We start from the raw sequence: 23,509 nt of genomic DNA, 5'->3' as shown, positions 1-23,509 counted from the left end.
GCACTTTATAAAGTGCGGTTTATTTTATGGGCTGTTTTTGCTTAAGACTAATTCGGTATATAATGGATTGGACTTTAAAATAAAGTCTATCGATTAAGTCTGAAAGGAGTTTCTAATGAATATACATTCACTTTATAAAAAGCATAAAATATTTTTGTTTGTGACGGGTTTATTTGTTCCTGTTTCTTCTTTGGCGGTTAGTACGACATCAGATGGAACGCCTAAAGGTGAGTACAAGACGAAGATTAAAGGACGATATTTTCTTTCAGCAGGTACCTATGTTAATTTAGGTCGTAATACGTTATTACAACCTAAAGGAACTATTGAAGCTGGAATGGGGGTGAATGTTAACGGCAATCTCATGCTTGAAGATGATCCTGATAATCAAACTGGAGAAAGAGGCGGACTTTATGTAACACGTAAAAAAGCCACACCAATTACAATTAATGTTACAGGCAACTGGTTTGGCGAAAATGTAAAATCTGAGACTAATCCTACAACGCTTTATCTCGCTTCCCAATGGGAAACGGGTACGGATACAGAGACAAATACGGGTTTAATTTCAGATATGGTGACGATTGGGGGCAATGTATATGGTTATACTTTAGTTAAAGTAATAAAACCTCAAAGTAGTAACTATGAAGAACCCGATGCTTCTACAAACACCATTACCGACCTTAACAAAACCTTTTATGCTATTCAAGATGGTAAACCACTGATTACTATCGGTGGGAAGATCGAACATGAAAATTCTTTTTATGGTTTCCTTCCTTTAGCTGATGGAACACAAGTTCAGCTTGTGCCTTATGAAAAAGATGGCGTGAAAGGCTTTACTTGGGGATGGGTGAAAAATCCTAATAATGGTGGCACAGATAGTATTTCTGATGAAAATGCCACGATACGCACAAGTTATCATACACTACGTTTTGCGGCTAATGCACTTTCATCGTCTTGGCGTGAACGTGAAGGGGAAACTTATCGGATTAGTGAGTCTGAACAATGCCCTGTTTACCTCCGAATTCTCCACGCACGGCAAAAATTTAGCGATAATCAGCAATTAGAGGTTTCAAATAAAGTGTCGGGTATTGAAATGGGAATTGGCTTATCTCATAAGCCAGGCACAACAGCGAAAACCTACACAGAAGATACAAAACTGATTTTGGGTTATGCGAATTTTCATTCAATATCTTATGATAATGCGCATATTGCAATGAATATTCAACCCGCTGGGGGGGAGGTATGTACTCACTTCCAAACAAACGGGTGATACGCGGGGGAATTTAAAACAGTTTGGCTTTTCTCACACAGCTTATAACCCAAATACAGGAAATTATTTTGATACTGTGGTGCGTTATTTATGGGGAAATCTAAATAACTCAACAGAAAATAGCTCTGCTCGCACTCACGTTAAAGGTTGGGGAGCGTCTTTCGAAACAGGTACTATCCTTGTTCAAAACCGACATCTTGCCTTATTTAGTGATGTTCAACTCACTTATCAGCAACTTCATACCAACGGTTATAAAATGGATGTTGTTAATGTTGCCTCCAATGTTGATAGAAGTTTCATTGGACGACTAGCACTGCGTATTGCCCCTGCATTGCACACAGCACGAACACTTTCGCCTTATCTCACAGTGAATTTTTCTCACGAATTTTTACCAACACAAAAAATTGATTTCGGTGAGAAACGTTGGGATAGCACTTGGCAGAAAAATTGGATAACGCTGGGTGTTGGTGCGACGCATCAACTTAATCAAAATCTGTATTGGTATGGCTCTGTAGATTATGCCAAAAATTTAACCTCAAATTCTTCTTATTCGGTAAAAGGGAATTTAGGTATTGAATATCGATTTTAAGAGCAAAAATGACCGCACTTTATAACGTGCGGTCTAAACGCTATTGAAAGATCCCAAAATTGGGATCTTTTATTTCTTTAAGATATTATTCCAATACTTTCCACGTGCGATAACCATAAATTGCAATGGCGACAAAGCAGATAAGTGGGAGGACGAAAGAGGCATTTACTGCGGGCATTCCAAAAATTTCGCCTTGGTCAATAAGAATGCCTTGCAATGGTGGCATTAACGCACCGCCGACAATCGCCATTACCAAGCCCGCTGCGCCTAAAGTGGCTTCTTCTTTTAAGCCATAAAGTGCAATGCCGTAAATGGTTGGGAACATTAGGGACATAAAGGCTGAAGTGAGAATTAAGCAATATAACCCTCCCACGCCGTCAATAAAGATCACGCCAAGAATGCTGAAAAATCCACCTAAAGCAAACAGGAATAGCATTAATTCTGCTTTGAGATATTTCATAATGCTGGTGCTGATAAAACGGCTGACGATGAAAATACCCATTGCGATAATGTTATAGTTTTGGGCTTCCGCTTTGGTGAAGCCTAAGCGTTCGGCATATTGGATAATGAATGTCCAGCACATAATTTGTACACCCACATAGAACACTTGTGCAATCACCCCTTCGCGATATTTGGCTTTTGCAATTAAGCGATTGAAAGCTTCACGGAAAGAGAGTTTAGTGCCTTGTTCCATTTTGGTGGCGGGCATTTTGTATAAACCAATCACCAGCATTATGACCACGACAACCAACCCTACCACTAAATAAGGATTGCGGATAATTTCGAGATCGTGGGTACGCACGGCGGCTTTTTCGGCGGCGGATAAGGTGTTAAAAATCAAATCGCCTGCCGCATCACGTTTGTCTGATTCTAAATTGACTAACACAATTTGCGAGGCAACGAACATTCCCGTAATTGAGCCGAGCGGATTAAAAGATTGGGCTAAATTTAAACGGCGTGTGGCAGTTTGTGGATCGCCCATTGATAAAATATAAGGATTGGCAGTGGTTTCTAAGAACGCCAAGCCAAAGGTTAAGATATAGAGCGAGAATAAAAAGAAGGTAAATTGTTCATAGCGTGCGGCAGGATAGAATAAAAATGCACCGACTGCATAAAGGGCTAAACCCAGTAATACCCCCGATTTATAGTTATAACGGCTAACAAATAATGCGGCAGGAATTGCCATTGTGCCGTAACCACCATAGAAAGCAAACTGCACTAATGCCGCTTCTGAAGCAGGAATTTCCATTACTGTTTGGAATACGGCAACCATTGGGTTGGTGATGTCATTGGCAAATCCCCATAGTGCAAATAATGTCGTGATTAAAATGAAGGGGACGACAAATTGTTTTTCAAGAATTTTAGCACTCATAATGTTCTCCTTGTGTGAGAAACAAACTCATTGCATTTTCAAAACAACCGATAGAAAAATGAGCTTATTTAATTAACTATTCTTCAATACGTAATCCATAAGATTTAAATTTTTCTAACACTTCTGCCATTTGCGTTTCTGATAAAAGCGGAATGTCAAGGCCTGTTGCGAGCAATTTCATATACCACTGTGCCAATACTTCCACTTCGTGTGCGAGCCAAAGTGCTTTATCAAGATTTTGTTCTGCAGCAATTAAACCGTGATGAGCGAGTAAAATTGCTTTTGAGGTTTTAATGCCTTGTGCCACATATTCCGCCAATTGGTGTGTACCGAATGTGGCATAAGGGACACAAGGAATATGATCTGTCCCGCCAACAGCAATCATATAATGGAAAGGGGGAATGGGTTTTTCGAGAATTGAAACGGCAGCACAATTCACCGCGTGATTATGCACCACGGCATTAACATCAGAGCGAGCTTGATATACCGCTAAATGGAAATGCCATTCGCTGGAAGGTAATTTTCCTTTTTCATAATGGCCTTGTTTATCCACATAAACAATACTGTCTGATGTCATTTGTTCGTAAGGCGTTCCCGTGGGGGTAATTAACATTCCGTCTTGATAACGAACGCTAACGTTGCTGGCGGTGCCTTGATTTAAACCTAATCTCGTCATTTCAAGGCAAGTATCAATAATTTTTTGTGAGAGCTGTTGTCTGTTCATTTTTATTTCCTTACTACTATTGGATCGAAATCGGGGTAACCCCTTTTTTCAAAATAATATTGCCGTATTTGGCACATTCCCCTGTTACCACAATGGCATAGGCTTGCTTCGCACGCTCATAAAAATCAAAACGATCGATACGGCTTAATTTAGGCAAATTTTGCACCGCACTTTGGTTTTCTGATGCCTGTGCGATCGCATTGAGATAACGCATTTCTACGTTGGGATCGAGGCTGTCGCCACTGACCGCCTGCATCATAATGAGCGGGGCGTCCACATAAGCATCAAACTCAAACAACGGCGTGATGCCACTTAGCAAGGTGGCAATGCCAACACCGTCTGCTCGAAGCACGCGTGAATGCAGTTGATGAGCGGGAAAGTGAGCATCAGCGAGAACGATTTCATCGCCGTGCCCCATTTCGGCAAGGATTTTTAATAAGTCTGGTGAAAGACTGGGGTGAATACCTTTTAACATTGCAAATCCTCCCTATGTTGTTGGTAAAGCTGTTGATAAAGTGCGGTGTTGATTTGAAGGCAAAATTCGCTGTTTGCGGGGTTGCATTTGTTGTTGAGCTTGTACCACGTTGTCATACACACCAACGCCTGCGAGAGTAAACATCGCTGCTCCTAACACTGTACTTTCCGCTACGTCCACCACATCTATAGGCAGATTTAATACATCGGCACGAATCTGATTCCACAAGGCATTTTTAGAACCGCCACCGACACAAATTAGGCTTTCAGCGTTGAAATGGCTAACTTGTTGCAAAATGTCCAAACCCGCTTTCAGGCGATAGGCGAGATGTTCCAACACCGCACGATAAATTTCCCCTCGCTGACTGTGCATTGAAAGCCCCGAAATTTGCCCGAAGCCTTGCCCGTTATCCGCAGGGTTAAACTTGCCACTAAAGCGAATGCCTTGTGATCCCACGGGTGCAACCTCCGCCTCATTCATCATCGTGGTGTAATATTGTGCTGATCCTCTGACATCGGCAAAAAAGGTTTTTCCCACCCATTCCAACACGCCAGAACCGAGCCATTGCACCGCGGGATTAAAACAAAATGGCAGGGCATCAAATTCTGTGGTTAGCCCTTGAGCGATAAATTCAAAGCGGGGATTGGCTTGTTCGGTGCGAGCCATTAGGATTTCCCAAGTGCCAGAACTGAGAACGGGTTGATTAATGCCAGCCCCTGAACCAAATACCGCAAATTGGGTATCGTGTCCGCAGGAAATCACAGGGATTGGATTTAAGCCCAACTGCTGACAAAGTGCGGTGCTTAAATTGCCGATTTTTTCCCCTGCATTGACCATTGGCGGAAAATGCGAGGTTTGTAACCCCAGCACCTTCAGCACTTCGCTATCCCAAGTTTGGCTTTGCAGATCCGTCATCATTGATGTGCCTGCCATTGTGCGATCGGTGCTGAACACGCCCGTTAAACGCTGGGTAATCATTGAGGAAATGAACAGGAATTTGTCCATTTGTTGAAAAATGTCTGGCTCGTTTTCTTTCAACCACAGTAGCTTAAACAGCGTGTTGAAGCTATATTGTCCTATACCGTTGCGTTGATAGAGGGATTGCTCATCAAGGTAGTGCGACAGCCGTTCCATTACGGGAATGGTGCGAGGGCATTGCCACGAAATAATGGGATATAGCGGTTTGCCTTGTGCGTCAAAAGCCGTGCCGTCCACGCCAAAGGTGGTGACGCCAATGCCGACAACCTCCGCTAAAGAATGGGATTGTTTTAGCTGAGTTAAGGTTTGCTCGGCACAAAAGAGCAATTTTTGCCAGATTTCGTCCATATCCCAAATGTAAAAATGCGGATAGTGCGGATCGGGCTGGGTGCGATTGGGTTGGTGATGAGCGGCTAACATTTTTCCATTTTGATCTATCGCAATGGTGCGTAAATTGGTTGCCCCGCAATCAAAAATCAGTGCGATTGTCATAGAACCTCCTTAAAAGTGCGGTCAAAAAACACCGCACTTTTTTCTTCAGGATTATTTGTAAAGCGGTCCAAAGTTGGCACAAGCACGGTAATCTTGCCCTTCTTTGTCTTGTCCGAAGCCATTCCACGCACTTGGGCGGAAAATATTTTTCTCTTCCACATTGTGCATACACACAGGAATACGCAACATTGAAGCCAACGTGATGAGATCTGCACCGATATGCCCGTAAGTGGCGACGCAGTGGTTCGCACCCCAATTTGCCATTACGGAATACACATCGGTAAACGCCCCCGTTCCCGTTAAACGAGGCACAAACCAAGTGCAAGGCCAAGTTTCATTGGTGCGTTGCATTAGGGTTTGGTGAACCTCCTCAGGCAGATCAATCGACCAGCCTTCGGCAATTTGTAGTACTGGGCCAATGCCTCGAATGAGATTCAAGCGGTGCATTGTAAACGGCATTCCGCCTTTGGTGAGAAATTGTGAGGAATAGCCACCGCCACGGAAATACTCATATATAGCTGGACACCAGCGGGTGTTTTCTACACAGCGTTTGCCGTCTTCTTCGCTAACCTCCCAAACAGGTTTGATCACAGGATTGCCTTGTGCATCGGTATGTTGCCCTGTGCCGTCAAGTGCTGCCGATCCTGAATTGATCAAATGGATAAAACCGCTTTCAGGGCGGAAGCCAGTAGCACGCTCTACCGCTTCTTCACTCCAATAAGTACGAACATCGGCGAAGATTTGGGCTTGCCCTGTAAGCTGGTTGCCAAGTAGCATACATACGCCGTTGAGTGAGTCGTTTTCGGTGGCGAGGATATAAGGTGGACGCACGCCGTTCCAGTCATAAGTAGAGTTGAGGATCGCTTCCATAAAATCCCCATTTGGCATATGATCTGTCCAGTGGCGTTGCCCTTGGAAACCTGCGGCAATGGCATTATGCCCGAGGGCTTCTTCGCCATAATTCAAGGTGGCAAGTTTTTCATTGCCTACCATTAAATCACGGGTGATGATCGTCATTTTCACCACAGTTTCCCACAACTTCGCTTTTTGTTCAGGGCTGTCTTGCTGATCAGGATGGTTCACATCAACGCCTTCCTTGCAATAGTCTTTCACCCACTGTAATGCCAATGCCACTTCTTCCTCATCATAGATTTTGCGATCAAGACGGCGTTTGATTTCGCTCATATCCACATATTCATTCCGCATACCAAGATATTCTTGGAAGAATTGTTGATCCACGATTGAGCCTGCGATCCCCATCGACACTGAACCGATAGAAAGATAGGATTTGCCTCGAATGGTGGCAACGGTTAGTGCCGCACGGGCGAAGCGGAGCAGTTTTTCTTTGACATCCTCAGGAATGCGAGTGTCTTGAGCCTCTTGTACTTCCGTGCCATAAATGGAAAATGCCGGCAAGCCCATTTGTGAATGTCCTGCCAATGCAGCGGCAAGATAAACCGCCCCTGGGCGTTCTGTGCCGTTAAAGCCCCAAATCGCTTTTGGCATATGCGGATCCATATCAATGGTTTCCGAGCCATAGCACCAGCAAGGGGTTACAGTGATCACCGCCCCTACATTCTCTAGTTTAAATTTCTCCGCACAGGCGGCGGCTTCCGTTACGCCACCAATGCAACTATCCGCAATCACACATTCCACAAATGAGCCATCGGAATGGCGGATATGGCTTTCAAGCAACTGAGCGACCGATTTTGCCATCGCCATTGTTTGATCTTCTAACGATTCACGCACGCCCATACGGCGACCATTAATGGTTGGGCGGATACCGATTTTAATCGGTGAGGATTTGAATACAGTCATTTTGTTTCCCCCTTTCTTGGTTGAAAAATATCGTCGTTTGATTTCAAAATAATACGGCGTTAGTTTGCCTTGCTGTACTGCCTATAGAGCAAAGTTTTGTCTTACGTTGAATTGAAACGACTATATGGCAGATTTCAAACAGCATTTTGTTTTCTTCTTAGATTGAGCATATCAACGACAAAATAAGTGCTAGAAAAGCAAAATGGTTTGGTAATCGAAATTGCACTAGATTTATTTTTCAGTAGATGGGAAAAAATGAACAGCTTTTTAGAAATCTTATGTCATTTTTGCGAAAGAGATCACAAAAAATGCCCGATTTAGGGAAATTAAAATGCCCGTTTTTGGTTTTAAAAAAAAATCGGGCATTGAAACGAAAAAGTGCGGTCAAAAAGCAAGATGAATTTCTTGCTCTTTACAATAGTTTTGTAAACCTTCATTGGGGGCTTGATCGGTAAATAAAATATCCAGTTGAGAAAGCTCACCGAGTTTGATTAAATTTTTCCGCTCAAATTTAGAGCTATCAAGCAGTAAAAATTTCTGCCTAGAGGCGTCGATCATTTTGCGTTTAATGGACGCGTTCAGCTCGTTGGATTCCCAAATGCTGCCATTGCTATCAACGCCCGTACAAGAAAACACGCAAAGATCAATATGCAAGCGGAGCAATAATTGCTCAGAGAGCGGCCCATAAAAAGCGGCATATTTGGCAGAATAAACCCCGCCGGTGGCAATGGTTTTTACATTGGGTTTATTAACTAAGGCATTGATATTGTGCATAGAATTGGTTACCACGGTGCAAGGAATATCAGGAATAAGCTGAGCAAAATGCCAGCTACTGGAACTGGCATCAAGCCCGATCACCGCCCCTTCAAACACATATTCTACCGCTTGTTGTGCGATGTATTTTTTCGCTTCAGAATTTAACCGTTGTCTTGCTTGAAAGGAACGCCCAATGTCTTTAGACTGGCAACTCATCGCCCCGCCGTGAACGCGATGCAATAAGCCTTTTTGATTTAACGCTCGCAGATCACGGCGAATGGTTTCGACCGATACACCAAATTGCTCGGCGAGGGCATTGACATTCACTTTTCCAGACGCATTCACTAGCTGTAAAATTTGCGATGTTCTACTTGGCATTTTTCCTCCAAACGGTCAAAACAGGCATTAAACCCACAAAAATTTAATAGCCATTTCCTTGCACTTTCTCACCCTGTACAATAGCAACTCCCGCACTTACGCCTAATCGGGTTGCTCCTGCTTCAAGCATTGCCAGTGCGGTGGCAGTGTTGCGAATGCCGCCAGAGGCTTTTACCTCCACCGCATCGTCAACGGTTTGTTTCATCAAGGCGACATCTTCAACGGTTGCTCCGCCTTTATTAAACCCAGTGGAGGTTTTGACAAAGGCAACGCCCAGTTTTTTACAGATTTCGCAGGCTTTCACGATCTCTTCTTTGCTGAGCAGGCAGGTTTCTAAAATTACTTTTAGGGTTTTGCCTTGACAAGCGGTAAGCACTTCGGCGATGTCTTGCTCTACGGCTTTCCATTGTTGTGCTTTCACAAGTCCTAGGTTAATCACCATATCAATTTCATCAGCCCCTTGCTTAATGGCTTCTGAGGCTTCAAAGGCTTTGACACTGCTCAAATTCGCCCCAAGCGGAAAGCCAACAACGGTGCAAATTTTCACCGCACTTTGTGCGAGGGCTTGCTTGGCAAGGGGAATGTAGGCGGAATTAATGCACACGGAGCAAAATTGATGTGCCATCGCTTCTTGGCACAAGTTTAGAATATCTTGCGGGGTTTTCTCCGCCGTGAGGGCGGTGTGATCAATGTATTTCGCGATTTCTTTAGGTTGCATAGGCTCTCCTTAATCATCAGTCAATTTGGGCTATATCATAACCTAAAAGCGGGAACAGGGGCGAAATTTCTTTAGCCCTTACCGCGAAAATCCTTTAGAATAAGCCCCAATATTGACCGTCAAATGAGGATTGAAAAATGATTATTGTAACAGGTGGTGCTGGCTTTATTGGAAGCAACATTGTCAAAGCGTTGAACGAAATGGGACGCACAGATATTTTAGTGGTGGACGATTTAAAAGACGGCACGAAATTTGTGAACCTAGTGGATTTGGATATTGCGGATTATTGCGATAAAGATGATTTCATCGCGTCCATTATGGCTGGTGATGATTTAGGCGAGATTGATGTGATCTTCCACGAGGGGGCGTGTTCTGCCACCACGGAATGGGACGGCAAATTCGTGATGGAAAACAATTATGAATATTCCAAAGAGCTATTACATTATTGTTTAGATCGCCAAATTCCTTTCTACTATGCTTCCAGTGCCGCCACCTACGGCGACAGCGACACCTTTGTGGAAGCCCGTGAGTTTGAGAAACCGTTGAATGTGTATGGCTACTCAAAATTCTTGTTCGATGAATATGTGCGTAAGATTTTACCAGAGGCACAATCGCCCGTCTGCGGTTTCAAATATTTCAATGTGTACGGGCCAAGAGAGCAGCATAAAGGCAGTATGGCAAGCGTAGCATTCCACCTCAACAATCAAATTTTGAAAGGGGAAAACCCAAAACTGTTCGCTGGTAGCGAGCATTTCTTGCGTGATTTCGTTTATGTCGGCGATGTGGCAGCGGTAAATATTTGGTGCTGGCAACAGGGTATTTCGGGCATTCACAATTGCGGAACGGGCAAAGCGGAAAGTTTTGAAGCCGTGGCTCAAGCTGTCCTAAAATTCCACGGCAAAGGGCAAATTGAAACCATTCCATTCCCAGAACATTTAAAAAGCCGTTACCAAGAATACACCCAAGCGGATCTCACCAAACTGCGCGCCACGGGCTATGACAAGCCATTCAAAAACGTCGCCGAAGGCGTGGCGGAATATATGGCGTGGTTGAATAAATAACATAACTACGCAATTAAATCAGATGTAGGGGCGAACCTATGTGTTCGCCCAAAATAAACGGGATGAATCGTAAAAAATTAGCAAAAATCCCACCGCACTTTTATTTTTAACCAAATAGAAGAGTGCTGGAAAAGCGTGATTTTTAAGTGGGCATAGCGTTCCCCCGACAATTGATATAATTCACACATTAATGAGAACCGCAGAATGAACATCTTAATAATCGGCCCATCTTGGGTTGGCGATATGATGATGTCGCACAGTTTATACCAATGCTTAAAACAGCAATATCCAAATTGCCAAATTGATGTGCTTGCGCCAAATTGGTGTAAACCTTTGCTGGATAGAATGCCTGAGGTGCGTCAGGCTCTCACAATGCCGATTGGGCACGGTACCTTTGGTTTAAGCCAGCGTTATCAAATTGGAAAAACATTGCGAAATCAATATGATATGGCGATTGTATTGCCAAACTCGATCAAATCTGCGTTTATTCCTGTGTTTGCCAAAATTGCTCGCCGCCGTGGTTGGAAAGGGGAGAGCCGTTATTTTTTCCTTAATGATCTGCGGAAGAATAAAGCGGATTATCCAATGATGGTGCAGCGTTATGTGGCATTGGCATATGAAAAAAATGCTGTGCCGACTGCAAAGCAAATGAACATTCCTTACCCTTATCTACAAGTGAACGAGGCAGAAATCGAGCAAACCAAAAGCCATTTTCACGCTCAGCTTGATCAGGCGGAAAATCGCCCCGCGGTAGGGTTCGGCCCAGGGGCTGAATTTGGCCCTGCGAAGCGTTGGCCGCATTATCATTATGCGACGCTTGCTCAACATCTCATCGAACAAGGCTATAGCATTCGCATTTTTGGTTCGGCGAAAGATGAAGCCGTGGGGGAGGAAATCCGTGCGAGCTTGCCCGAACCTTTGCAGCCTTATTGCTTAAATTTAGCAGGGCAAACCACGCTCAATCAAGCGGTGGATTTAATCGCGGATTGTCAAGGCATTGTAACCAATGATAGTGGATTGATGCACGTTGCCTCTGCGGTACAGCGTCCGTTGGTGGCACTTTATGGCCCAACTAGCCCGCAATATACGCCACCGCTGGCAAAAGATGCGGTGATTATCCGCTTACAACAGGGCGGTTTAGAAAAAATCCGCAAAGGCAAAGACAGTGCGGAAGGCTATCATCAAAGCCTAATCGACATCACCCCTGCAATGGTAATGGAAAAATTGCACCAAATTTTGACCGCACTTTAAGGGGGCGAAAGAGGAAATTATGCGAATTTGCTTGGTGAAAACCTCTTCAATGGGTGATGTGATTCACGCGCTACCCGCATTGACGGACGCTCAAAAGGCATTTCCTGATTTGCAGGTGGATTGGGTGGTGGAAGAAAATTTCGCGGAAATTCCCACTTGGCATTCGGCGGTCAATCAGGTGATCCCCATCGCTATACGCCGTTGGAGTAAGCAATTATGGCAGGGGAAAACGTGGCAGGAATGGCGGGCTTATCGTCAATTATTGCAACAAAATCAATATGATGCAGTGATTGATGCACAAGGCTTGGTAAAAAGTGCTTTGTTCGCTGCTCGCCTTGCCAAAGGGGAAAAATATGGCTATGACAAACATTGTGCGAGAGAACCCCTTGCCGCGTGGTTTTATGATCATCGTTTTTCCATTGATTATCATCAGCACGCCGTTGAACGTATTCGTCAGTTATTTGCCCTCACACTTGGCTACCCCGTGCCGCAAACGCAGGGAGATTATGGTATTGCACATCATTTTTCTCAGTCGTTTTCTAGGCAAAAAATAAGCCCGCCTTATCTTGTCTTTATTCACGCCACCACGCGAGCGGATAAGCATTGGCGAAATGAAGAATGGAAAAAACTTGCCCGAGAAACGACCGCACTTGGCTTTGCCGTGCATTTGCCTTGGGGCAATAAAAAAGAAAAGCAATCCGCTGAGTGGATCGCTCAAGGCATTGAAAATGCAGTGGTTTTACCTAAGCTATCCCTCACCGAACTAGCCCAACATATCGCCAATGCCCAAGCAGTGGTTTCCGTAGATACAGGATTGGCACATCTCACCGCTGCGTTGGATAAACCTAATATCACGCTTTATGGCACGACCAACCCTGATTTAATCGGCACTTATGGGAAAAATCAGTTTCACTTGCAAGCCGCAACAATGGCACAGATTTCTGCCGAAGCGGTATTGCAACGCTTACGCCCTTTGCTTTAATTTGATTTCAACGCCCCTTGCAAACGACCTTTATTTTCGCTCAATAATTGCACCGCACTTGGATAATCCAGATCTGCCAGCAACATTAAGATGGCCACTTTGGCGTTATTGTGGGCGGCAGTGAGGGCTTGTTGGGCTTGTTCTGCAGTGCAATCGGTGGCTTGCATGACAATGCGAGTAGCACGAGCAACGAGTTTTTGATTGCTGGCTTGCACGTCCACCATTAAATTTTGGTAGCATTTGCCCATTAGCACAAAACTTGCGGTGGTGAGCATATTCAGCACCAATTTTTGTGCTGTGCCAGATTTTAAACGGCTTGAACCCGTCAGCACTTCCGCACCGACAACAGGAGTAATGGCAATATCCGCCACCTGAGTCATCGGTGAATTGGCGTTGCTAGCAATGGCGACCGTGGTTGCCCCTAAGGATTTCGCATAATCTAAACCGCCTAGCACATAAGGTGTACGACCACTGGCAGCAATACCAACTAAAATATCTTTCGTATTAAAATCAATGTCTTGCAAATTCTCCACCGCACTTTGTGGATTATCTTCTGCCCCTTCAATGGGGTGACGCAAAGCACGTTCGCCGCCCGCAATAATGCCTTTCACCATTTCGGGGCAAACGCCAAAAGTGGGCGGGCATTCTGACGCATCAAGCACGCCCAAACGCCCGCTTGTTCCCGCACCGAGATAAACCAGCCGACCGCCGTGCTGAAAGGCGTGGACGATTTTCTCCACCGCCGTGGCAATTTGTGGCAAGCATTTTTCGATAGCCAACGGCACGTTTTTGTCCTCCGCATTCATTAGTTGCACGATTTCTAAGGCAGAAAGCTCATCCAAATTCATTGAGTTTGGATTACGTTGTTCCGTGCTAAGTTGCGACAGTTGATTGAGTAATTGGTTGTCTTTCATTTTTTATCTCTTTAGTTTCAGCGAACCCATAGGAGCCTCTAGGGGAAGTGCGGTAAGAAAGTTGCCTATTTTTTCCTATAATTATTTTCAAAACATCTAAAGTGACTTGTTTTTTACCAACCTCAGATTATTTTGACATAATGCAAAAAGTATTTAGCTTTGAGGTTGGGAGAGTATCTACGAGTGATTGGATAATTTCGTCTTATGAAAATGTGATATCAAAGATATTCCAATAATAAAAGAGCGGTAAAAAATAACACTTTTTTACACTTTTTCGATCTTCTCTTTGTAATGCTGACGGCATACGGATACATAGTGGTTATTGCCGCCGATTTGAATTTGGCTGCCTTCTTTCACCACTTCGCCTTGGTCATTTAAACGCAAGACAAAATTGGCTTTGCGGCCGCAGTGGCAGATGGTTTTGAGTTCTTCCAGTTGATCCGCCCACGCCAGTAAATATTGGCTGCCTTCAAATAATTCTGCTTGAAAATCGGTGCGTAAGCCGTAGCACAGTACGGGGATATGCAATTTGTCCACGACATCGCTAAGTTGGTAAACCTGTGCTTTGGTGAGGAATTGGGCTTCATCGACCAAAATACAATGCAGCTTTTCTTGCTCCAAATGGTCAGCGATGTCAAGGAAGAGATCCGTTTCTTTGTGGAACAGTTTAGCTTGTTGGCTAATGCCGATCCTTGAGGTTACTTTGCCGACACCAAAGCGGTCGTCAATAGCTGCGGTGTAAACCAGCGTGTTCATTTGACGCTCGCGGTAGTTGTAGTCGGATTGTAGCAAGGTGGTGGACTTGCCCGCGTTCATTGTTGAATAATAAAAATACAGTTTTGCCATAATTAAAGTGCGGTTATTTTGTGAGCCATTTCCAGATGAAATAAAAAAGTAATGCGGTGAGCGACGGTAAAGCGGCGAGCATAAAAATGCCGACCGTTGTGCCTTGCCCCACCCATTCGCCCGCAAGGGTTAGGTAATCCACGATTTGCGATGAGGGGAGGGTAAATAAGGCAATGGCAATGAGGAGCAGCATTAAGGCACAGCCGATCCCTGCGGCACGAATGGCAGAAGAATGAGATTGTTGCATAATTTTTCCTTTTTAAATGTGAATTTCAGTTAAATCCGTCATTGCCCAACGGGGTTTCACTTCGATTTCTAGCGGTGAACTTTCCCCTTGTTTGAGGCGTAAAAAACCTGTGTAGGCAATCATTGCCCCGTTATCGGTGCAAAATTGCGGTTGTGGATAGAACACTTCGCCGCCCAGTTGTGTCATTAATTCGGCGAGAGATTGGCGTAGTTGCTGATTGGCACTTACGCCGCCCGCTATCACAAGGCGTTTAAAGCCCGTTTCTTTTAAGGCTCGGCGACATTTTATTGCAAGGGTTTCCACCACTGCTTGTTGGAATGCGTAGGCAATATCCGCTTTGGTTTGTGCGGTTAGTTCGCCCTCTTCTTTGATCGCTTGCTGAATGGTGTTGGCGGCAAAGGTTTTTAAGCCAGAGAAGCTGAAATCTAGCCCTGGGCGATCAGTCATTGGGCGTGGAAAGATAAAGCGATTTGGCGTGCCTTGTTGAGCAAGACGGGCTAAGGCTGCCCCTCCAGGGTAATCTAAACCAAGCAATTTTGCGGTTTTGTCGAAGGCTTCACCTGCCGCGTCGTCAATGCTTTCGCCCAACACTTCATAGCTGCCAACGCCATCAACACGGACAAGCTGAGTATGCCCGCCCGAAACCAATAAGGCGACAAAAGGAAAGTGCGGTGCGTTTTCTTCCAACATTGGGGCGAGCAAATGCCCCTCCATATGGTGTACGCCGATAGCTGGCACATTCCACGCATAAGCCAAAGAGCGAGCAATGGTTGAGCCAACCAATAATGCCCCCACCAAGCCTGGCCCGCAGGTGTAGGCGATACCATCGATGTCTTCAGGGCTGAGATTGGCTTCTTGCAATGCCGCTTGAATTAACGGCGTGGTTTTGCGGATATGATCGCGTGAGGCTAGCTCTGGCACAACGCCGCCGTAATCGGCGTGTAAGGCAATTTGGGTGTAAAGCTGGTTGGCGATTAAGCCTTTTTCTTCGTCATAAATCGCCACGCCCGTTTCATCACAGGAGGTTTCAATGCCTAAAATTCGCATTCTGTTCTCTACTCAAACTAAAAAATGTGGCGGAGATTTTACCCTGTTTAGCCCATTTTCACCAGTTACCGCCAAGATTATCCCCCTTTTCTCCCTAAATTTCTCGCTTTGTGAGGAAAAAAATCGGATCTTTTCTTTGCTTTTGCGATAAATTTAGATTAAAATTCCGACCCTTATTTATTTGAATAAGCCGTTTGATCGAAACGGTTACTAAATTTTGCAAAATATTAATCAATATTGAGGTGATGGCTTATGCCTGTAATTAAAGTTCGTGAAAATGAATCCTTTGACGTAGCATTACGTCGTTTTAAACGCTCTTGCGAAAAAGCAGGAATTTTAGCGGAAGTTCGTAGCCGTGAATTCTACGAAAAACCAACCACAATTCGTAAACGTGAAAACGCAACCCGTGCAAAACGCCACGCAAAACGTGTTGCTCGTGAAAATGCACGCAATGTACGTTTATACTAATTAAAAATTTTTTAATTAAACTCGAGTTAAGCAAGCCGTGAAACCTGTTGGAATCACGGTTTTGTTGTTTTAATCTCTCATCATCATTGCAAAAAAACACCACAAAAATACACCGCACTTTTGTGAAAGTGTGTAAGGGTTATCAAACAAAGCGAGGGAGCAAGATGGCAAATCATATTCCACGTTCATTTATTGATGATGTTTTAGCCAGAACCGATATTGTTGAGTTGATCAACTCACGCGTCAAACTGAAAAAAGCGGGGCGTGAATATCAGGCTTGTTGCCCATTTCATCACGAGAAAACCCCCTCCTTCACCGTTAGTCCGAAAAAGCAGTTTTACCATTGTTTTGGCTGCCACGCACACGGCAATGCGATCAGCTTTTTGATGGAATATGACAAACTTGAGTTTATTGAGGCGGTGGAAGAACTGGCAGCAATGCAGGGCTTAGAAATTCCTTACGAAAAATCACCGCACTTTAATGGCAAAGATCACAACACGCAGAGCAATTATCGGAGCAAAAAAGATCTGTTCCAATTAATGCAGGAAATCGCCCAGTTTTATCATCAGCAACTGCCCTCGCATCTGCCTGCTCAAGCTTATTTACAGCAACGCGGTTTGTCGGCAGAGGTGATCGATCGTTTTCAAATTGGCTTCGCCCCAAATCAATTTAATGCGGTGCTAAAACAATTTGGGCGTAATGCGGAAGAACGGCAGAAATTGTTTGATGTGGGAATGCTTTCCCGCAATGAAAAGCAGGACGTTTACGATCGCTTTCGTAACCGCGTGATGTTCCCCATTCGTGATCGGCGTGGACGCACTATCGCTTTTGGCGGACGGGTGCTGAATGATGAAAAGCCGAAGTATCTCAACTCGCCTGAAAGCCACACTTACCACAAAGGCAACCAGCTTTACGGGCTGTTTGAGGCGTTGCAGGTGAATGATAGCCCTGACACCTTGCTGATTGTGGAGGGCTATATGGACGTGGTGGCACTGGCACAATTCGGCATTGATTATGCGGTGGCTTCTCTAGGCACGGCGACCACGCCCGAGCAAATTCAGCTCGCGTTTCGCTCAACGGAACAGATCATTTGTTGTTATGATGCGGATCGTGCGGGGCGTGATGCGGCGTGGCGAGCCTTAGAAAATGCCTTGCCTTTCTTAGAAGATGGGCGGCAAATGAAGTTTATTTTTTTGCCTGACGGTGAAGATCCCGATACCTTCATTCGCCAATATGGCAAAGAGGGCTTTGAAAATTACATCAGCCAAGCTCAATCTCTGAGCGAATTTATGTTTTCCACCCTGAGTACGCAAGTGGATTTTTCTTCCAAAGAGGGGAAAACAAAACTGGCGGCGTTGGCTGTGCCGTTGATCAATCGTATTGCGGGCGAAATGCTCCGTTTATCCTTGCGGAAAACCTTAGCCCAGAAATTAGGGGTGTTTGATCAAACTCAGTTAGAACAGTTGATCCCAACCAAATTGGAAAATGCCACCACGCACAATCCACCGCCGATGAAAAAAACGCCAATGCGTTTGCTCATCGCCCTTTTGGTGCAAAACCCTGAGTTGAGCCAATTTGTGCCAAATCTAGAAGCATTAAAAACCTTGCAAGAGCCAGGCTTAAATTTGTTTGAAAAACTGACCGCACTTTGTCGCGAAAAGGTGGGCATCACCACAGGGCAAATTTTGGAATATTGGCGAGATACAGAACATTTTCGCCCCCTTGAAATTTTGGCGACGTGGGATCATTTAGTTGATGAGGAAAAAATCGGGGAAACTTTTCGCGAAACCTTAAAATTCTTCTTTCTTCAAGTGATCGATAAAAATATTGAGGGCTTGATCGCCAAAGAACGAACCGAGGGGCTTACCCCACAAGAAAAACACACGCTGGCTCAATTATTACAGAAAAAGCAGCAAAATAAATAGTTAATCAGTACCAACAGTGATAAAATCAAGCGTATTTTATCTTCCATAATTACACATCGAGGCGGATACATTATATGGATATGGAGCAAAATCCACAATCTCAGTTAAAATTGTTAATCGCACAGGGGAAAGAGCAAGGCTATTTAACCTATGCCGAAGTGAACGACCACTTGCCAGAAGAACTTGTTGATGCGGATCAGATCGAAGATATTATTCAGATGATCAATGATATGGGTATTCAAGTGCTGGAAACTGCACCTGATGCCGATGATTTGATGCTAAATGAAAATATTACCGATGAAGATGCAGTAGAAGAAGCGACTCAAGTATTATCAAGCGTAGAAGCAGAAATCGGGCGAACTACCGACCCTGTGCGTATGTATATGCGTGAAATGGGCAGTGTGGAGCTTTTAACCCGAGAAGGTGAAATTGATATTGCAAAGCGGATCGAAGAAGGAATTAATGAAGTTCAAACGGCGATTGCAGCTTACCCAGAAGCATTGAATGATTTACTTAGACAATATGCACTGGTTGAAGAAGGGGGAATGCGTCTGGCTGACATCATCACTGGATTTGTTGACCCTAACGCAGTAGTTGAAGAAACAACAGATGAAACTGATGTGCTGTCTGAGGACGATGAAGAAAGCGTGGTTTCTACCTCAATTGAAGAAGAGGAAGAAGACGAAGAAGGCGATGATAGTGGCACTTCCGATGATAGTGATACAGACAATGCGATTGATCCTGAAGTGGCACGGGAAAAATTTACCGCATTAAAAATGCAACATCAAAAAACCTTAGAGGCGATTGTTAAACACGGTCGTCATAAAAAACAAGCTCGCGATCAAATCCAAGTGTTGGCTGAGATTTTCACTCAATTCCGCTTAGTGCCGAAACAATTTGATGTGCTTGTGCTAGCAATGCGTAATATGATGAAGCGAGTTCGTCAGCAAGAACGCCATATTCAAAAAATGGCAGTTGATAATGCTAGAATGCCAAAAGGAATGTTTCAAAAAGAATTTATTGGGCACGAAACCAAAGAGGCTTGGTTAGACAAAGCTCTCAATGCAGGTAAAGGCTGGTCAGAAAAATTAGCTCAATATGAAGTACAAATTCGCCAATCTATCGAAAATTTGATTCAAATTGAACAAGAAACAGGGCTAACTATCGCACAAATTCGCGATATTTGTGATGCGGTTTCACAAGGGGAATTAAAAGCTCGCCGTGCGAAAAAAGAAATGGTTGAGGCGAACTTGCGTTTGGTGATTTCTATTGCGAAAAAATATACCAACCGCGGTTTGCAATTCTTAGATTTGATCCAAGAAGGGAATATTGGATTGATGAAAGCGGTGGATAAATTTGAATATCGCCGTGGATATAAATTCTCCACCTATGCCACTTGGTGGATTCGTCAAGCAATTACCCGTTCAATTGCCGACCAAGCAAGAACCATTCGTATCCCAGTGCATATGATTGAAACGATTAATAAGTTGAATCGTATTTCTCGTCAAATGTTGCAAGAAATGGGACGCGAAGCCTCGCCTGAAGAGCTGGCGGAAAGAATGGGAATGCCTGAGGAAAAAATCCGTAAAGTCCTCAAAATCGCCAAAGAGCCGATTTCAATGGAAACCCCAATCGGTGATGACGACGATTCCCATTTAGGCGATTTTATTGAAGATAACACCCTTGAATTACCGTTAGATTCAGCTACGGTACAAAGCCTAAAAGCGGCTACCCACGAAGTCCTAGAAGGTTTAACCCCACGCGAGGCGAAGGTGCTAAGAATGCGTTTTGGGATTGATATGAACACCGACCATACACTTGAAGAGGTAGGTAAACAATTTGATGTAACTCGTGAACGTATCCGTCAAATTGAAGCTAAAGCTTTGCGTAAATTACGCCACCCAAGTCGCTCAGAAACCCTGCGGAGTTTCTTAGACGAATAGTTATCATAAAAAAGCTCGGTTAAATGATCGGGCTTTTTTGTTCAAATTTAAATCGTATAAATTTACTAATTCTAGACTTTGTAAATTTATTTCACTATAATCAACTTCGTTTTAGCCCCCATAGCTCAGCGGTCAGAGCAGACGACTCATAATCGTTTGGTCGCTGGTTCAATCCCAGCTGGGGGCACCACTTTTCCACTTAGTTAGTTTTCAAATTTTACTCACCTTAGTATTTTTTTAAAAATAGCATTTCTCTCAAAATAAATAGCTGATATTTGTTGCTAGGTATATTTCTTTCCAATGATGTTTACCGAAATGGTATGCTGTTCTTAATTGAATATTCCAATGTTTTGAAGGACTATTTGTTAACATTAATGCGAATTCTTTAGTATTTTTTCCACCTGCAATTTTATAATTTTTATTTTCTGAAGTAAGGTATGAATTATTAAACTTGTGAAACCAGTTAAATTCTAAATATGATTGAAGATTTAATGTTTGAATGACGTAGTTTAATTTTATACCTAATCTATTTTTTAGCTGATTTTTATGTTTTATCTCTTTTATCCATAAAGGCATCTTTAAATGAGAGTAAATCAGTTGCTCCTCTATTTGAATATTTAGTGCATTATTTAAGATAGGGTAATGAATTCCATATTCTAGAGAAAATTGTATATTTTTGCTTTTATAGTGAGTATTTTCCTCATTAGTAGAAAGCTTATGAGTAAATTGATTCATCACTAAGTAACTATCAAAATAGTGATTTTCTTTCAAATAATTGGCATATAAACCTAATCCAAGTCCAGTAGTTTTTATAGTTGTAATAGTTTCATTAAATACTTTACTTTTTTGTGAGCCTATATTCAAAATCAATCCAAAATTTATACCATAATTTTTTCCGTTATAGTGGAGTAATTGATTGGCCATTTGTAAAGTATTTTTGTTCGTATTAATATGTCCTTCGGCTTGCTCAATAGAGTAATGTCCTTGCTTATTTGTATACATTACCCGAAATTTCTGTTTGGGTGTATTAATTAGAGAAAGATAACGATCCGAGAATTTGAAAAAGAATAGATTCTGATTTGCATCTAAATTAGCAAGATGACTAAGTATATGGGCTGGTATTATGCTGTCTTGAATCAAATACCAATTATTCCCCGTATTTTCATTAACTAATTTAAGGCGGTATTTATTTTTCCTACACGGAGAAAGATAGAAACTATCATTTGTTGACTTACTTGTTTGAATGAGTTTTAAAGGGGATTTTAAGGTAGAGTTTGGTGGTGTCTTTAAAATAATACTTGTTGTTCCGCGAGCGTCTCCTCGAATAATCATTCGACTTTGATCTGTATAATTGATGATAGGAATATCTATTTCGATGTTTCCATTTTCACCCGTATAATGCCCACTGATTTCAAGAGCGGAATTGTTATTAAGTTCAGATTGTTTTAGAACTAATGTTCCTTGGTTAATTAAATTTCCTTCTAAGGTAGTATTTCTATAAGTAATCAAGTTTGCTGATGAATGAACAGTGATATCTTTAAATTGCCAATTTTTTGCGGTTAATTCCCAGCTTCCATAAATATCTAAATATTCAAAGTTATTATATTTATCAGAAGATAACACTTTGTTTTGATCAAATAATATTAATCGGGAACTATCGCTTTGAATATTAATATTTCCTGTTATTTCATTTTCATCACTTAACAGTATAGTGATAGTAGAAGCGGTTGCACTTAGGTTTCCCTCGAGTTTTCCTTTTTGTAAGTCGATATTCGAAACTCCCTGTGAGGTTAGGATAACGTCACTTTTGATTTTGCCGATATTTTTAAAATCTAACTTATTCTGAGCTATTATATTGATATTTTGACCGGATATATTCCCTTTATTCTCAAATTTAATATTCTCACCCCTTAAATTTAATGCGGTAGCTTTGCCAATAATTTCTCCTCCTTCTAAATTTAGAAAAATCATATTTTTTGCTGACTGTGCATAGATTGCTCCGTTGAAATTATGGCTTTCGATATGCCCACTATTGTTAAAGATGACTGTGTCAGATGCCAAGATATTTATTGGTGCAGGGGAATGTTCGGTATTGATAATTTGGCCTGTATTCTGCAAAAAGAAATTACTACTTCTGCTCCAAATACCATATTCATTATAATGTGTACCTTTATTTAATAATGTCCCCATATTTTCAATATATACTAAGCCAGTGGTAGGCTTCCAAAAACCAGAAAAAATATTCGAGCGGCTTGATAAATGTCCAGAGTTTCTGATGCGTATGTTTTTTATGGGGGCATTCGAATAGATAATGTACTCTCTATGATCAATGGTGGCTGAGTTAGTATAGCTTGTACTTTTATCAGCTACTGTTCCAGCTCGTTTAGGAGAATCTACCGTGCTAATGATTTCTTGATCATAATGAATAGCATTTTCCATTCTTTTGAGTTCTTGTATTTTTTCAAGAATTTCTTCATCAAGCGAAGAGGCATGCAGTGAGTAAGGCGTTAACAAGAGTAAGCTTAGAGAAATAGCAAGAGAAGCATAGAAAATAAATTTATCTTGAATGTACATAATGATATCTCCTTAAGATAATTTCAATAATTACCAATTTGGAGGTATTGCATTGGTATATGATGAATTTAGCATTCAATTCAATTCAATTCAATTTAATTCAATTGGCTATTTCTAGAACAATAGTCGTTTAAGTTTAAAATAAAACAAGGGGAATTTACATACGGTATTGAAGTAATCCAGCGTTATTGCTATTTATTGTGAGATTGCCTTGTTTTATTTTAAACTTAAACGACTATAGTTGATCATAAAACAATCAATGAATTGTAGGTAGGTAGGATAAATAGAGAAGGGTACAAAGCTTGAGCAAGAAAAACCGCCTTGGCTTTAACTAACCTAAGGCGGTTTAGAAAATTAACGTAACCCTAGCTCAAAGATCAATGATTCAGCTTGGCAGCTAAAGGTGAAATCAGCAGTGAGGAGGAAGCCCTGTTCTACAGGTGTAATTTGAGACTGAATTTCACAAGGCTCTGTTGCCGCATTTTGGGCTTTTTCGCTAAATTGTGCTAAAGCAGTTTGTGCTTCTGCTTCTGTGGCATAAACACGTTCAACGTGGCTGGTGCAGTTGCTGTTGTCGATAATGGTGCCAACATCAAAGGTGTTGCAGCCTACGCATTCTACGGGATTCTCTTTTTTCATTTTATGACTCCTATTTTTTATAAATGGAAAAAGTGCGAAATTTTA

Annotated in this window: 21 protein-coding genes and 1 tRNA gene; 9 read left to right on the top strand and 13 right to left on the bottom strand. The window is 42.7% G+C overall.

Annotation, left to right across the window (positions count from 1 at the left end):
• Positions 1 to 115: 115 nt before the first annotated feature.
• Both DXZ23_RS13155 and DXZ23_RS13150 read left to right on the top strand, forming a co-directional pair.
• The gene (locus tag DXZ23_RS13155) at positions 116 to 1,267 is read left to right on the top strand and encodes a hypothetical protein (protein ID WP_017805184.1); all 1,152 of its coding nucleotides are present in this window, start codon (positions 116 to 118) and stop codon (positions 1,265 to 1,267) included.
• Positions 1,215 to 1,856, top strand: a complete 642-nt coding sequence (locus tag DXZ23_RS13150; RefSeq protein ID WP_081603106.1) for an autotransporter outer membrane beta-barrel domain-containing protein — start codon at positions 1,215 to 1,217, stop codon at positions 1,854 to 1,856. Before DXZ23_RS13155 ends, DXZ23_RS13150 begins: the two co-directional genes overlap by 53 nt.
• An 85-nt stretch (positions 1,857 to 1,941) precedes the next feature.
• On the opposite strand, the gene fucP is transcribed toward DXZ23_RS13150, so the two are convergent.
• The 7 genes from fucP to deoC form a co-directional block, all read right to left on the bottom strand.
• On the bottom strand, positions 1,942 to 3,228 hold the full coding sequence (fucP, locus tag DXZ23_RS13145) for an L-fucose:H+ symporter permease (RefSeq protein WP_017805186.1): 1,287 nt from the start codon (positions 3,226 to 3,228) through the stop codon (positions 1,942 to 1,944).
• A gap of 76 nt (positions 3,229 to 3,304) precedes the next feature.
• Positions 3,305 to 3,952, bottom strand: a complete 648-nt coding sequence (gene fucA, locus DXZ23_RS13140; protein WP_017805187.1) for an L-fuculose-phosphate aldolase — start codon at positions 3,950 to 3,952, stop codon at positions 3,305 to 3,307.
• Between the two features lie 16 nt (positions 3,953 to 3,968).
• A complete protein-coding gene (gene fucU, locus DXZ23_RS13135) occupies positions 3,969 to 4,427 on the bottom strand; it encodes an L-fucose mutarotase (protein ID WP_017805188.1) in 459 nt (152 codons plus the stop codon).
• Positions 4,428 to 4,439: 12 nt separating this feature from the next.
• On the bottom strand, positions 4,440 to 5,897 hold the full coding sequence (gene fucK, locus DXZ23_RS13130) for an L-fuculokinase (protein ID WP_021723874.1): 1,458 nt from the start codon (positions 5,895 to 5,897) through the stop codon (positions 4,440 to 4,442).
• Positions 5,898 to 5,948: 51 nt separating this feature from the next.
• On the bottom strand, positions 5,949 to 7,715 hold the full coding sequence (gene fucI, locus DXZ23_RS13125) for an L-fucose isomerase (RefSeq protein WP_017805190.1): 1,767 nt from the start codon (positions 7,713 to 7,715) through the stop codon (positions 5,949 to 5,951).
• A 384-nt stretch (positions 7,716 to 8,099) separates the two neighbouring features.
• On the bottom strand, positions 8,100 to 8,849 hold the full coding sequence (locus tag DXZ23_RS13120) for a DeoR/GlpR family DNA-binding transcription regulator (protein WP_017805191.1): 750 nt from the start codon (positions 8,847 to 8,849) through the stop codon (positions 8,100 to 8,102).
• A 43-nt stretch (positions 8,850 to 8,892) separates the two neighbouring features.
• Positions 8,893 to 9,567: a deoxyribose-phosphate aldolase gene (gene deoC, locus DXZ23_RS13115; RefSeq protein WP_017805192.1), complete on the bottom strand. Its 675-nt coding sequence runs from the start codon at positions 9,565 to 9,567 to the stop codon at positions 8,893 to 8,895.
• Between the two features lie 137 nt (positions 9,568 to 9,704).
• Between deoC and rfaD the strand changes: the two genes are divergently transcribed.
• The 3 genes from rfaD to rfaC all read left to right on the top strand — a co-directional run bounded on the left by rfaD (position 9,705) and on the right by rfaC (position 12,861).
• Entirely contained in the window at positions 9,705 to 10,628 is a 924-nt protein-coding gene (gene rfaD / locus DXZ23_RS13110) for an ADP-glyceromanno-heptose 6-epimerase (protein ID WP_017805193.1), read from the top strand.
• Between the two features lie 204 nt (positions 10,629 to 10,832).
• Positions 10,833 to 11,879: a lipopolysaccharide heptosyltransferase II gene (waaF, locus tag DXZ23_RS13105; RefSeq protein ID WP_017805194.1), complete on the top strand. Its 1,047-nt coding sequence runs from the start codon at positions 10,833 to 10,835 to the stop codon at positions 11,877 to 11,879.
• A gap of 19 nt (positions 11,880 to 11,898) precedes the next feature.
• A complete protein-coding gene (rfaC, locus tag DXZ23_RS13100) occupies positions 11,899 to 12,861 on the top strand; it encodes a lipopolysaccharide heptosyltransferase RfaC (RefSeq protein ID WP_017805195.1) in 963 nt (320 codons plus the stop codon).
• On the opposite strand, the gene murQ is transcribed toward rfaC, so the two are convergent.
• The 4 genes from murQ to tsaD all read right to left on the bottom strand — a co-directional run bounded on the left by murQ (position 12,858) and on the right by tsaD (position 15,915).
• Positions 12,858 to 13,775 carry an N-acetylmuramic acid 6-phosphate etherase gene (gene murQ, locus DXZ23_RS13095; protein WP_017805196.1) on the bottom strand — a complete coding sequence of 306 codons (918 nt, stop codon included), beginning with the start codon at positions 13,773 to 13,775 and terminating at the stop codon, positions 12,858 to 12,860. The two genes, rfaC and murQ, sit on opposite strands and share 4 nt — an antisense overlap.
• A 264-nt stretch (positions 13,776 to 14,039) precedes the next feature.
• A complete protein-coding gene (locus DXZ23_RS13090; RefSeq protein WP_017805197.1) occupies positions 14,040 to 14,621 on the bottom strand; it encodes a thymidine kinase in 582 nt (193 codons plus the stop codon).
• A 13-nt stretch (positions 14,622 to 14,634) separates the two neighbouring features.
• Positions 14,635 to 14,868 (bottom strand): hypothetical protein, encoded by a 234-nt coding sequence (locus tag DXZ23_RS13085; RefSeq protein WP_017805198.1) that lies wholly within the window; start codon positions 14,866 to 14,868, stop codon positions 14,635 to 14,637.
• A 12-nt stretch (positions 14,869 to 14,880) separates the two neighbouring features.
• The gene (gene tsaD, locus DXZ23_RS13080; RefSeq protein ID WP_017805199.1) at positions 14,881 to 15,915 is read right to left on the bottom strand and encodes a tRNA (adenosine(37)-N6)-threonylcarbamoyltransferase complex transferase subunit TsaD; all 1,035 of its coding nucleotides are present in this window, start codon (positions 15,913 to 15,915) and stop codon (positions 14,881 to 14,883) included.
• Between the two features lie 252 nt (positions 15,916 to 16,167).
• On the opposite strand from tsaD, the gene rpsU reads away from it, so the two are divergent.
• The 4 genes from rpsU (at position 16,168) to DXZ23_RS13060 (ending at position 20,441) form a co-directional block, all read left to right on the top strand.
• Complete coding sequence (rpsU, locus tag DXZ23_RS13075; RefSeq protein ID WP_017805200.1) at positions 16,168 to 16,383, top strand: 30S ribosomal protein S21; 216 nt, start codon at positions 16,168 to 16,170, stop codon at positions 16,381 to 16,383.
• A 164-nt stretch (positions 16,384 to 16,547) separates the two neighbouring features.
• Positions 16,548 to 18,308 carry a DNA primase gene (gene dnaG / locus DXZ23_RS13070; RefSeq protein ID WP_017805201.1) on the top strand — a complete coding sequence of 587 codons (1,761 nt, stop codon included), beginning with the start codon at positions 16,548 to 16,550 and terminating at the stop codon, positions 18,306 to 18,308.
• Positions 18,309 to 18,388: 80 nt separating this feature from the next.
• The gene (gene rpoD, locus DXZ23_RS13065; protein ID WP_026138433.1) at positions 18,389 to 20,251 is read left to right on the top strand and encodes an RNA polymerase sigma factor RpoD; all 1,863 of its coding nucleotides are present in this window, start codon (positions 18,389 to 18,391) and stop codon (positions 20,249 to 20,251) included.
• Positions 20,252 to 20,365: 114 nt separating this feature from the next.
• Positions 20,366 to 20,441, top strand: a tRNA-Ile gene (locus DXZ23_RS13060).
• Positions 20,442 to 20,506: 65 nt separating this feature from the next.
• Here DXZ23_RS13060 and DXZ23_RS13055 read toward each other — a convergent pair.
• Both DXZ23_RS13055 and DXZ23_RS13050 read right to left on the bottom strand, forming a co-directional pair.
• Entirely contained in the window at positions 20,507 to 22,825 is a 2,319-nt protein-coding gene (locus tag DXZ23_RS13055; protein ID WP_017805203.1) for an autotransporter domain-containing protein, read from the bottom strand.
• A 354-nt stretch (positions 22,826 to 23,179) separates the two neighbouring features.
• A complete protein-coding gene (locus tag DXZ23_RS13050) occupies positions 23,180 to 23,464 on the bottom strand; it encodes a YfcZ/YiiS family protein (RefSeq protein ID WP_017805204.1) in 285 nt (94 codons plus the stop codon).
• Positions 23,465 to 23,509: the final 45 nt, after the last annotated feature.

This window comes from Avibacterium paragallinarum (genome assembly GCF_900450705.1).
Taxonomy (GTDB): Bacteria; Pseudomonadota; Gammaproteobacteria; order Enterobacterales; family Pasteurellaceae; genus Avibacterium; species Avibacterium paragallinarum.
Note: the sequence above shows the minus strand (reverse complement) of the source record. Positions and strands in the feature narration are given on the sequence as shown.